This is a genomic window from Psychrobacillus sp. OK032 (assembly GCF_900111345.1).
Taxonomy (GTDB): domain Bacteria; phylum Bacillota; class Bacilli; order Bacillales_A; family Planococcaceae; genus Psychrobacillus.
Genome location: NZ_FOGY01000002.1, coordinates 346389 through 358936, shown reverse-complemented (window position 1 = coordinate 358936; position 12548 = coordinate 346389). Strand labels below are relative to the sequence as shown.

Below are 12548 nucleotides of genomic sequence, written 5' to 3'. Positions count from 1 at the left end.
ACTTCCTGCAGGTATAATCACAATTCAAAATTTGGAAGCAATTACGCATTGACGTAATTGATAGAAAGGTAGCGAAATTATGCGTAAAATTATTGTAGGTTCAAGAAGAAGTAAGTTAGCTTTAACACAAACAAATTGGTTTATACAACAAATGAAAGATATGGGTGCTCCTTTTGAATTTGAAGTAAAAGAGATTGTTACAAAAGGAGACCAAATTTTAGATGTGACGTTATCTAAAGTTGGTGGAAAAGGTCTTTTTGTAAAAGAAATTGAACAAGCATTATACGACAAAGAAATCGACTTTGCAGTACATAGTATGAAAGATATGCCTTCGGTGCTGCCACCGGGGCTAGTGATGGGATGTACGCCAAAACGAGTAGATGAACGAGATGCATTTATTTCTACGAATCACGTAAAATTTGCAGATTTACCATCAGGAGCAGTAGTTGGAACGAGTAGCTTAAGAAGAAGCGCTCAACTACTTTTAATGCGTTCAGATATCGAGATTAAATGGATTCGTGGAAATGTGGATACGAGACTACAAAAGCTAAAAGATGGTGAATATGATGCGATTATTTTAGCTGCAGCGGGACTTAAGCGCCTTGGTTGGAGTGACGAAGTAGTGACAGAATATTTGTCACAAGAAGATTGTGTTCCGGCGGTAGGGCAAGGGTCTTTAGCAATTGAATGTCGCGAAGATGATGCAGAGTTACTTGCAGAGCTTGCTAAGCTTTCGGATAAAGAAACTTGGGATGCTGTACATGCAGAGCGTGCGTTTTTAGCTGCAATGGATGGTGGATGCCAAGTGCCCATAGCAGGACATGCGGTTATTAATGGAAATGAAATTACAATGACAGGACTAGTTGCAGCTCCGGATGCGTCTGTAGTGTATAAAGAGGTAGTAACTGGGACGGATGCTGAAACAGTGGGAAGAGAAGTAGCGCGCCTAGTTACAGAACAAGGAGCGTATGATTTAATCCAACAAGTAAAGGCAGATTTAAATGTCTAATCAGCATCCTTTACAAGACGAGCATGTCATTTTTACTGGGATACTAAGATCATCTGAAGCAATCGATTTGACGTTACGATTAGGAGGTAATCCAGTAATTACTCCTTTAATAACTACACAGGAAATTGTTTCGATAGATGATAAACAGAAATTACTTGCTTGTTACGAGTATGATTGGTTCATTTTTACGAGTCAAAGCAGCGTCCATGCATTTTATTCGAAAATAAAAAAATTTGATATAAACGCATCTACATTTAAAGCGAAAATTGCAGTAGTTGGTTCAAAAACTGCATGTGCAATAGAAAGTTTAGGCTTTCACGTAAGTTTTACACCTACCGTTTTTAGTGCTGATGTATTTGTGAAAGAATTTCCTGCAGTTTCTGCAGCACATGAAAATTGTTTGTTTTTCAAAGGGGACCTAGCAAAAAAAACGATTATTGATGGGCTTCCAAACGTAATAGATACATGGACAATATACGAGACAGTAGAAGTAGATGAGAATACAGAACAAGTTCGCGCACTTCTGGAAAGTGGTGAGGGCTGTTCGATTATTTTTACAAGTCCATCTACCGCGAATGTATTTCATAAAAGTGTAGGAGTCCATACAGGTTATGATCGATTCACAATATGTACAATTGGTCATATTACGAAAAAATATTTAGAATCATTAGGTGCGACTGTGCAAGTCATGCCAGAAACGTATACATTATTAGATGTAGTTAATGAGTTAGCGAAATGGAAAGGAAGAGTGCAATGACAGAATTAGTATTTCAACGTCACCGTCGTTTAAGAAAAACAGCTGGTTTAAGATCAATGGTTAAAGAAACGTATTTACATAAAGAAGATTTAATCTACCCAATATTCGTTATCGATGGGGAAAATATCAAAAATCCAGTAGCTTCAATGCCTGGTGTTTTTCAATTTTCGTTAGATCGTTTAGAAGAAGAAGTAGATGAAGTTGCTTCATTAGGTATTCCTTCCGTTATATTATTCGGTATTCCGGCGGAAAAAGATGCTGTTGGAACGCAAGCGTATCACGATCACGGTATTGTTCAAAAAGCAATTCGTCTTATAAAAGAACGCCATCCTCAAATAGTAATCATTGCAGACACATGTCTTTGTGAATTTACGGATCATGGGCATTGTGGTGTAGTAGATGCAGAGGAGCGAATTTTAAATGATCCTTCTCTGGACCTATTAGCAAAAACGGCAATTAGCCAAGCTGAAGCTGGTGCAGATATTATTGCACCTTCGAACATGATGGACGGCTTCGTTACTGCAATTCGTCACGGTTTAGATAGTGCTGGATTTGCGGATGTGCCAATTATGTCCTATGCGGTGAAATATGCATCCGCGTACTACGGTCCATTTCGTGAAGCTGCAGACGGTGCACCAAAATTCGGAGACCGTAAAACGTATCAAATGGATTATTCAAATCGTATGGAAGCTATTCGTGAAGCGTCGTCTGATATTGAGGAAGGTGCGGATATGCTAATCGTGAAGCCGGCACTTGCCTACTTAGACATTATTCGTGATGTGAAGAATAACTTCGATGCACCAATCGTTGCTTATAACGTGAGTGGCGAATATGCGATGGTTAAAGCAGCTGCGATTAATGGCTGGATTAATGAAAAAGAGACGGTACTTGAAACGTTAACAGGAATGAAACGTGCGGGAGCAGATATGATTTTAACGTATCATGCTAAAGATGTAGCACGTTGGTTGGAGGAGAAATAATGACGAAATCATATGACTTATCTAAACAAGCGTTTACAGAAGCGAAAGAATTAATGCCAGGCGGCGTAAATAGTCCGGTACGTGCATTTAAATCTGTAGACATGGATCCTATTTTCATGGCAAGTGGTAAAGGCGCTATTTTAACAGATATTGATGGCAATGAATATATCGACTATGTATTATCATGGGGTCCACTAATTTTAGGTCATACAGAACCGAATGTAGTAAAGGCTATCCAAAACGTTGCGGAAACTGGTACTAGCTTTGGGGCTTCTACTTTAATCGAGAACAAATTGGCCAAACTCGTAATGGAACGAGTTCCGTCTATTGAAATGGTGCGAATGGTTTCTTCTGGTACAGAAGCAACGATGAGTGCACTTCGATTAGCACGAGGATTTACAGGAAGAAATAAAATATTGAAATTTGAAGGTTGTTATCACGGTCATGGTGATAGCCTGCTTATTAAAGCCGGTTCTGGAGTTGCTACGCTAGGTTTGCCAGATAGTCCTGGTGTTCCCGAGTCAATCGCAAAAAACACGATTGCGGTACCTTATAATGATTTAGAGAGTGTGCGTCATGTATTTGAGAACTTTGGTGATGATTTAGCAGCTGTTATTGTGGAACCTGTAGCAGGAAATATGGGAGTTGTTCCACCAGTAGAAGGCTTTTTAGAAACTCTTCGCGAGTTAACAGAACAAAATGGAACAGTATTAATTTTTGATGAAGTAATGACTGGATTCCGTGTTGGTTATAATTGCGCACAAGGATATTTTGGCATTACTCCAGATTTAACTTGTTTAGGAAAAGTAATCGGTGGTGGACTACCGGTTGGTGCTTTTGGTGGAAAACGTGAAATTATGGAACTGATTGCTCCGAGTGGACCTGTTTATCAAGCTGGAACACTTTCAGGGAACCCACTTGCAATGACAGCTGGATATGAAACGCTTTCTCGTTTAAATGAAGAAACCTATGAATACTTTGTGAAGCTAGGCGACTTGCTAGAAAAAGGTTTCCGTGAAGCCGCAACAAAATATAATATTCCACACACAGTGAATCGTGCGGGTTCTATGATTGGCTTCTTCTTAACAAACGAAGACGTGATTAATTTTGATACAGCGAAAACGTCTGATTTAGAACTTTTCGCTAAATATTTCCGACTAATGGCAGAAGAAGGAATTTATTTACCACCTTCTCAATATGAAGGCTTGTTCTTATCAAGTGCACATACAGAAGCACATATCGAAAAAACAGTACAAGCATTCCATACAGTGTTTGAAAAATTAGCAAAATAACAACTAGGGGCCTTGTTTCTGACAAGGCTTTTTTTATCTTAGAGGAAATAATGAAGTTGATGGTACGCCAACATATAAGCGAGCTTCTTTGAATTTCGCGGAAGGGCGGCTACTCCAGCGGAGGCCAACAGAATGTTGGCCCGAGGAGATTGAAGCCGTGCTCGCGGAAAGCGTCCGCCTGGAGCGGAAATCAACTGCCCTTGCGGTATTCCACTGCGACGCATTTTCCCTATAATGAACACAGTTATTTAGGATCGTCTGACGTTAATGTTTTTAGTTCTCCTTATTTGACATAATTCAATTACTAAAATATAATTGCTTACGAAAAGTAATCTATAAAGAATACTATAGATGAAAACGCAATTTAGTTATAAGAAAAGAGGAATTTAATATGGTTAATATACAAACCGTTACAAATGATGCCATTAATGTTCTAAAAGATAAAATACAAATACTTAAAGCTGCAGAAGGTTCTATCTATTTAGTTGGTCCGATTCGCCTACCTGTGAATTTACACGGAGAAACAGTTATTTTCAAATGGTATTGCTGGTTAAATAGCAAGGAAGAAACAGAGGATATCGGGCAAATCATAGACAACTTATCTTCTTCAAATTTAGCTGAATATCAACAATCGAGTGTACTGGTGTATGGCGATTTCCATTCGGATGAAGAAGCGTTAATCCGTATGCATTCTATTTGTCATACAGGCGATATTTTCGGAAGCAAACGATGTGATTGTGGCTTCCAATTGAAACAATCGATGCAAATGATTGTGGACAATGGTTCAGGTGCTTTATTTTATTTAGCGAATCATGAAGGTAGAGGAATTGGTTTATTTAGTAAAGCGATGGCTTATATCCTTCAAGAAAATGGTTCAGATACAGTAGAAGCAAACGAAAAACTAGGTTTTGTTGATGATTCACGAAATTATAGTGATGCAATAGAAGTACTAAAAGCATTGCGATCTAAACCAGTAACGTTAATCACGAATAATCCGAAAAAGTTAACAGCATTGCAAGACGCTGGGTTAGTTGTTTCTGGTCGTACACCTTTATGGGGCGATGTTTCGGAACATAATGAGCGTTACCTACAAACGAAAATCCGCCGCTCAGGACACCTGGAGGAAGTAGGTACATTCCTACATGACTAATCATGCATTCTATATGAATCTTGCGCTTCAAAATGCGCAAGCGATGAAAGGACAAACTGATCCGAATCCACTCGTTGGAGCAGTGATTGTTAATGATAATCGTATTGTTGGTGTGGGTGCACATATGAAGGCGGGGGAACCCCATGCAGAAATTCATGCGATTCGAATGGCGGGGGACCAAACAAAAGGGGCAACCATCTATGTAACCCTCGAGCCTTGTTCTCATCACGGTCGTACTGGCCCATGTGCAGAGGCAATCGTAAACGCGGGAATACAAACAGTAGTTATTGCGACGCTGGATCCTAATCCCGTGGTATCGGGACGAGGAGTCAAAATCTTGGAAGATGCAGGTATTGACGTAATCGTTGGCGTGGAAGAAGAAGCTTCTCGCAAGATGAACGAAGTGTTTAATAAATTCATCGTGGAAAACAAACCATTCGTAACTCTAAAATCGGGCATTACGCTAGATGGTAAAATTGCTTCTCATACAGGTCATAGTAAATGGATTACTTCAGAAGAGGCAAGACATGATGTGCACCATTTACGCAATGAACATATGGCAATATTAGTAGGGGTTAACACAGTAATTGCAGACAATCCTGAGTTAACGACACGAATTCCAAATGGTCGAAATCCACTTCGAGTTGTACTGGATTCTTCCTTAAAAATACCGCTTGAATCGAAATTGGTAACAGATAAGCTAGCAGATACGTGGATTTTCACTAGTGCCGATTATGACGAAGAAAAGAAAATTGCTTTAGAAAAATTTGGGGTTTCTATTTTCCATACTTCAGGTCCAAAGCATGTAGATCCACTTGAAGTCGTAACCATTTTAGGCGAAAAATCGATCTCTTCTTTACTAATAGAAGGTGGAGGTACGATTAATGCTGCATTTATGGAAAACGAGTTAATCGATAAGGCGATCATTTATATTGCCCCAAAATTAATTGGTGGCAAAGATGCCCCTTCATTTATGGAAGGTACCGGTATCGAAAGTATGAATGACGCAGTAGAACTAATGGATACAGACATTGTAAAAATCGGTAAAGATTTTAAGTTCGTCGGCTATCCAGTTTATAAAAGAGGGATAATAGAATGAGATTTGGATTTGATATTGACGATACATTGATCAACCTTCGTGAGCACGCTTTCCAGGTTTATAATAAAAAATTAAATCAAAACATAGCGCTTGAAATTTTTCATGCTATAAAAAAAGTTGAAATACATGAACCTTTTGGTATGTCTGCAGAGGAAGGCTCTCGAATGTGGAACAGCTCTTTGGAAGAAATATATTATACAAACTGTCCACCTTATCCTAATGCAGTGGAATTGTTACAGCAATTAACGAAAGAAGGACATGAAATTTTCTATATTACCGCTCGTCCACCTGAACACCGGGAGCGAACAAAACAATGGCTGCTGGACCAAGGATTTCCGGTTCAAGATGAAAAATTCTATTGTGGAATGAAAGATCAAGAAAAAGTCGATATTATTCAAAAGTTGCAGTTAGATTATTATTTCGATGATAAACCGGATGTATTGAACACACTAACTAACTGTGAAACGAAAGTATTTGTTAAAACACAATCCTATAACAAGCATTTAACGATTCCGAGATTTTCGGATTGGTCCGAATGGAAGCAGCTAATAGGGGAACCTAACAATTCAAGATGACTTCAAATGAAACGTTGTTCTATTCTTACCTAATTTTTCATAAGTTGTCCTATATGAAGGAGGATGACAAATGGTGAAAAACTGGGATGTAAAAGAGCAGTTTCTTTTTCCTGCAAGCTTTGGTGTACCAAAACTAATAAGATCGGTGGCAGTTACTCCACAATTTGAAAAAAAAGAAACAGAAGAATCGATCCAAATAGTGGGGATCTATCATATTACCTGTCATGTTGAGTTCGAAGAAGGTGAACATGCACATCATGCTACGAGTGAAATTACACAAATTGAAGATTTAGATGTACAAGGTGAAGTAGGATACTTTGAATATGCCGTACCGATGACTGTAGAGATTGCGAAAGATAAAATAAAGGCAGGCAGTTCACCTACTTTGAACGTTCAACATGTAAATGCAAAGACAACAGAGCATGCAGCGATTGAAATTGCATGGTCTGTTCATTGCGAATTTGAAGGTCCCAATGACAAAGAAGTACAGCTTGAAATTGAGATTGAAAAGAAAATAGAATTAAAACCGGTACTGGAAGAAAAAGAAACAAAAGAAGTTAAAGAAAAAGTAACAAAAGTAGTTAAAGAAAAAGATACAGCAGAAACGAAAGAAAACGAAAATACAAAAAGAGATGAGTCTGAACTTCAATTCATTATGGATTTAGCTGATGGCTACTCCAAAGTTTCGTATCCATCAAATTATGTCTCTATAAAACAGAAAACAGATGCATAGTAAAAAAGCTAGTAATATGATGTCCCAAGTGGTTGGGATGATTAATACACGTATTACTTGAAAACCACAAATAGGAATAATAATACCTTTACAATAAAAGCGTGTTCTGCGCAACCAATCAGGTAGCATATAAGGGTTATAACCTCTTCTTTTCATGATATTCTCCTTTCACGAGACTTGACTTGACGACATATGATAAGATTAGGTACAATATTTACAACTAAATAATGATGCAATGAATGGGAAGAGTAAAATGACTTGGTTATCAAAAGAAAGGAAACAATTTGCTGAAATGTTTCTGTTAATCACCATTTGAAGGTAGCCCGTGAGCAGCATTTGTGAACTAATAGTAGCAAATGCCGGTTTGAAGCCGTTATCGAATTGAGAGCGTGATGCGCATTTTGGCATCTGCGAATAAAGGTGGTACCGCGAACAAACTCCTTCGTCCTTTAATGACGTTAGGAGTTTTTTTATATTCTTTTTTAGGAGGACAATAATATGACAAACGAAACAACGATGCCCACGAAGTACGATCCACAGTCGATTGAAAAAGGTCGGTATGAATGGTGGCTGGAAGGAAAATTCTTCGAAGCACACCCGGAAAGTGACAAAAAACCTTATACAATCGTAATTCCACCGCCAAACGTAACCGGCAAATTACATTTAGGTCACGCTTGGGATACTACTCTACAAGATATTCTTACACGTATGAAACGTATGCAGGGATACGACGCACTTTGGTTACCTGGTATGGACCATGCAGGTATTGCTACACAAGCAAAAGTGGAAGAAAAGCTACGTTCGGAAAATATTTCTCGCTATGATCTAGGGCGTGAAAAATTTGTCGAAGAAACATGGAAATGGAAAGAAGAATATGCTGGACATATCCGTGCGCAATGGGCAAAACTTGGTCTTGGTCTAGACTATACACGTGAGCGTTTCACTTTAGACGAAGGCTTATCGAACGCTGTAAAAGAAGTTTTCGTAAAGCTTTACAATAAAGGACTCATCTATCGTGGTGAATATATTATTAACTGGGATCCTGCAACAAAAACAGCTCTTTCCGATATCGAAGTAATTCATAAAGATGTACAGGGTGCATTCTATCATATGCACTACCCCCTAACGGATGGTACTGGTTTTATTGATGTTGCAACAACTAGACCAGAAACAATGCTTGGTGATACTGCAGTAGCAGTACATCCTGAAGATGAACGCTATAAACATTTAATTGGTAAAACAGTTAAGCTACCTATCGTTGGCCGTGAAATTCCGATCGTTGGAGACGACTACGTAGATATGGAATTTGGTAGTGGAGCAGTGAAAATTACACCTGCACATGACCCGAATGACTTTGAGATTGGAAATCGTCATAATTTAGAACGAATTTTAGTTATGAATGAAGACGGTACAATGAATAATAATGCAGCATCTTATGACGGGATGGATCGTTTTGATTGCCGTAAACAAATCGTAAAAGATTTACAAGATGCAGGTGTTTTATTCAAAATTGAAGAACATCTTCACTCTGTTGGACATTCAGAGCGTAGTGGAGCGGTTGTAGAGCCGTATCTATCTTTACAATGGTTCGTTAAAATGCAACCACTTGCAGAAGAAGCAGTTAAGTTACAACAAGCGGAAGAAAAAGTAAACTTCGTACCTGATCGCTTTGAAAAAACATATCTAAATTGGATGGAAAATATTCATGATTGGTGTATTTCTCGCCAATTATGGTGGGGACATCGAATTCCTGCTTGGTACCATAAAGAAACAGGCGAAGTATATGTTGGACACGAAGCTCCAGCCGACGCTGAAAACTGGAATCAAGACGAAGACGTGCTAGATACTTGGTTCTCATCTGCACTATGGCCATTCTCAACACTCGGCTGGCCAAATGCTGAAAATGAAGAGTTTAAAAAATATTATCCAACGAATGCACTTGTAACTGGTTATGATATTATATTCTTCTGGGTTTCTCGTATGATTTTCCAAGGAGTCGAATTTACAGGAACTCGTCCATTTGACGATGTTTTAATACATGGACTTGTTCGCGCAGAAGATGGACGTAAAATGTCTAAATCGCTTGGAAACGGTATAGATCCAATGGACGTTATCGACCAATACGGTGCCGATTCTCTACGATATTTCTTAAGTACTGGTTCATCTCCAGGGCAAGATTTACGCTATTCTACAGAAAAAGTAGAAGCAGTTTGGAACTTTGCCAATAAAATTTGGAATGCATCTCGTTTTGCATTGATGAATATGGACGGTTTGAAATTTGAAGAAATCAATCTAGATGGCAAAAAATCAGTTGCAGATGCATGGATTTTAACTCGTCTAAACGAAACAATCGAGCAAGTAACAAGACTTTCTGATAAATATGAGTTTGGCGAAGTAGGGCGTGCGTTATATAACTTCATTTGGGATGATTTCTGTGACTGGTATATTGAAATGTCTAAGCTCCCATTAAATGGGGACGATGAAGAAGCGAAGAAAATGACTCGCTCTGTATTAGCATATGTTTTAGATAATACAATGAGACTTCTACATCCATTCATGCCATTCATCACAGAAGAAATATGGCAAAACCTTCCTCACGAAGGAGAGTCCATTACAGTAGCTGCTTGGCCAACTGTGAATGAAGCCCTTTCCAATAAAGAAGAAGCAGCTAGCATGAAATTACTTGCAGAAATCATTCGTTCTGTACGTAATATCCGCTCAGAAGTACAAACGCCTATGAGCAAAAAAGTGCCTTTATATATTTCTGCAAAAGACGCAGAAACACTGGCAGTACTAGAAGCAAACGCAAAATATTTAGAGCGCTTCTGTAATCCAGAACCACTTGTAATCGGGCAAGATTTAGAAGCACCTGGTCAATCGATGTCTGCTGTCGTAACTGGAGCAGTTTTATATCTTCCGCTTCAAGGATTAATCGATATTGATGCAGAAAAAGCTCGTTTAGAAAAAGAATTAGAAAAATGGGCAAAAGAAGTGAAGCTAGTTCAAGGAAAACTATCGAATGAACGCTTCGTATCTAAGGCACCAGAAGCAGTTGTTGCAGAAGAACGTGCTAAAGAACAAGATTATTTAGAAAAACACGCAACTGTGTTAAAACGTTTGGAAGAACTGAAAAATCTTTAAATAAAAAAGAGTTAGCGGACGTGAAAATGTGTCCGCTGACTCTTTTTTTAATAGAAAATTTGATTATTTATAAATAAATCCCATTAAAAAAGAGTGCAGCCAATTGTCAATCGGCGCACTCTGTTTCTATTAATTTTTTCTTTATATAATTCATAATCGGTATAGCAATATCTTGTCCAGTAGTTGCGAAATAGGATCTGGCTCCAACTGGATCTTCGATTTCATTGAACAGCCAATTTCCATCTGGGAGTAAAAGAAAGTCTATTCCGATGTAATCACTTTTCAACGCTTTGGAAATTTTTTGTACATCTGCAATTTGTTGTTTATTTAATATATATTTTTCGACCGTACCTCCAAGTGTGAAATTAGATTTAAAGCTATTTTCAGCACCGATGCGTTTAACTGCACCTACTATTTCTTCGCCTAACATAAACACGCGGACATCCGTCGCATTTGTTTCGATATACGTTTGTGCAATGATCGTTTGGGATTCGTGTTTTTCTAGGAAGACTACAGCATCTTCTTTTGCTTGAACGAGTTCTACTTGTGTACCGCCATACCCATCAACCGTTTTTAACACGGTTGGATATTCTCCAATATCAGAAGTACTGTTTATTTTCTTAGTCGGCACAGCATCTATTCCTAGAAGCTGTATGAGTTGAATAGCTTTTAATTTGTCGTTAGCTATTACATTAACTTCTGCACGATTAAACATTGGTATTCCACGTTGCTCTAGTTTCTTAGCGAGTTTTGGATTCCTTGCTCTAAAAAAGATGAAATCAGCTTCTGGTATTGTAGGATTTTGATCATCTATAACAGTTAGAGTAAGTCCAAGGCTATTTGCAACTGCTATTAACCGATCTATAAAACTTCTATTTCGTTCTATTTCTTTTAGTTCATATATTAATAATCCATTCATATCGTAACCGCTCCAACTTTAGAAAGTATATAACTAATCATATAGTCTCCTACATTGATACCGGTCACATTGTAGATATTGCGGATATGCGCAACTCCATTTACTTCACATACTAAAGGCTCTTCATCATCCCCGAATAATAAATCGACACCTGCAAATTCAGCATTTAATGCATCAGCAGCTTGAATAGCTACTTCTTTTTGTCTTTCTGTCAATATAATGGGAGAAGCAGTCCCGCCATTGGTTATATTAGCACGGAAGTCTGTTTCAGAATGGCGATGCATGCAAGCCACAACTTGTCGGCCCACAACATTTACCCGTATATCACGTCCACGACTATTCTCGATAAATTGTTGAAATACGTATTCAATCCCTCTAAGCTCTTCTACTTTCTCGTAAAATTGTTCTCTTGTTTCGATTAAATATACACGCATTCCAAATGATCCATGTGCTTCTTTTATAATCATAGGAAGCTTTAATGTTTCAATAACTTGTTCATAATAACCTGTATGCATAATCGAAAAATCGGGATACACTTTCGGTGCAACAATCGTTATGGGCATTGGTACATGCGCTTGAGCTAAAGCGATATATTGCTGTGCTTTATTGTCACAAATCTCAATGACACTCGGATCATTAAAAACAGGTATACCTTGATTTTTTAAATATTTCGCAAGCAATATATCTTTATCAAGAAAGACGACAAAATCGGGTCTTGTTGGTAAATATTGCTGGACATTCATAAGCAGCTCATAGTTTTTCACTAATGTAGCTTCGATTCCTTGTTTTTCCGCTGCTTCTTGAAGGAGGAGCGCTTGGTCGATAAATTTATCATGAGTAAGACTACCGTTGTATACAATCCAACATGTTTGCATAATGAAAGACCCCTTCGA

At 38.2% G+C, this 12548-nt stretch carries 11 protein-coding genes and 1 other annotated feature; of the genes, 9 read left to right on the top strand and 2 right to left on the bottom strand.

Features of this window, described 5'->3' with window-relative positions; genetic code table 11:
- The first annotated feature begins 79 nt into the window (after window positions 1-79).
- The 9 genes from hemC (at window position 80) to BMZ04_RS05305 (ending at window position 10736) form a co-directional block, all read left to right on the top strand.
- A complete protein-coding gene (gene hemC, locus BMZ04_RS05350; protein ID WP_093266359.1) occupies window positions 80-1009 on the top strand; it encodes a hydroxymethylbilane synthase in 930 nt (309 codons plus the stop codon).
- The gene (locus tag BMZ04_RS05345; protein ID WP_093266357.1) at window positions 1002-1766 is read left to right on the top strand and encodes a uroporphyrinogen-III synthase; all 765 of its coding nucleotides are present in this window, start codon (window positions 1002-1004) and stop codon (window positions 1764-1766) included. Before hemC ends, BMZ04_RS05345 begins: the two co-directional genes overlap by 8 nt.
- Window positions 1763-2746 (top strand): porphobilinogen synthase, encoded by a 984-nt coding sequence (gene hemB, locus BMZ04_RS05340; RefSeq protein ID WP_093266355.1) that lies wholly within the window; start codon window positions 1763-1765, stop codon window positions 2744-2746. The genes BMZ04_RS05345 and hemB overlap by 4 nt, the downstream gene beginning before the upstream one ends.
- On the top strand, window positions 2746-4038 hold the full coding sequence (hemL, locus tag BMZ04_RS05335) for a glutamate-1-semialdehyde 2,1-aminomutase (RefSeq protein WP_093266353.1): 1293 nt from the start codon (window positions 2746-2748) through the stop codon (window positions 4036-4038). The genes hemB and hemL overlap by 1 nt, the downstream gene beginning before the upstream one ends.
- A 391-nt stretch (window positions 4039-4429) precedes the next feature.
- The gene (locus BMZ04_RS05330) at window positions 4430-5188 is read left to right on the top strand and encodes a GTP cyclohydrolase II (RefSeq protein ID WP_093266350.1); all 759 of its coding nucleotides are present in this window, start codon (window positions 4430-4432) and stop codon (window positions 5186-5188) included.
- Window positions 5181-6287, top strand: a complete 1107-nt coding sequence (gene ribD / locus BMZ04_RS05325; protein WP_093266348.1) for a bifunctional diaminohydroxyphosphoribosylaminopyrimidine deaminase/5-amino-6-(5-phosphoribosylamino)uracil reductase RibD — start codon at window positions 5181-5183, stop codon at window positions 6285-6287. Before BMZ04_RS05330 ends, ribD begins: the two co-directional genes overlap by 8 nt.
- Window positions 6284-6862, top strand: coding sequence for a 5' nucleotidase, NT5C type (locus BMZ04_RS05320; RefSeq protein ID WP_093266345.1), 579 nt, complete (start codon window positions 6284-6286; stop codon window positions 6860-6862). The genes ribD and BMZ04_RS05320 overlap by 4 nt, the downstream gene beginning before the upstream one ends.
- Before the next feature lie 70 nt (window positions 6863-6932).
- Window positions 6933-7595, top strand: coding sequence for a hypothetical protein (locus BMZ04_RS22240; protein WP_093266343.1), 663 nt, complete (start codon window positions 6933-6935; stop codon window positions 7593-7595).
- Between the two features lie 226 nt (window positions 7596-7821).
- Window positions 7822-8048, top strand: a binding site (T-box leader).
- A 45-nt stretch (window positions 8049-8093) separates the two neighbouring features.
- Window positions 8094-10736 (top strand): valine--tRNA ligase, encoded by a 2643-nt coding sequence (locus tag BMZ04_RS05305; RefSeq protein ID WP_093266338.1) that lies wholly within the window; start codon window positions 8094-8096, stop codon window positions 10734-10736.
- A 106-nt stretch (window positions 10737-10842) separates the two neighbouring features.
- Here the strand turns inward: BMZ04_RS05305 and BMZ04_RS05300 are convergent, their stop codons facing one another.
- Entirely contained in the window at window positions 10843-11655 is an 813-nt protein-coding gene (locus BMZ04_RS05300; protein WP_093266335.1) for an ATP-grasp domain-containing protein, read from the bottom strand.
- Entirely contained in the window at window positions 11652-12530 is an 879-nt protein-coding gene (locus BMZ04_RS05295) for an ATP-grasp domain-containing protein (protein ID WP_093266332.1), read from the bottom strand. The genes BMZ04_RS05300 and BMZ04_RS05295 overlap by 4 nt, the downstream gene beginning before the upstream one ends.
- Window positions 12531-12548 lie beyond the last annotated feature (18 nt).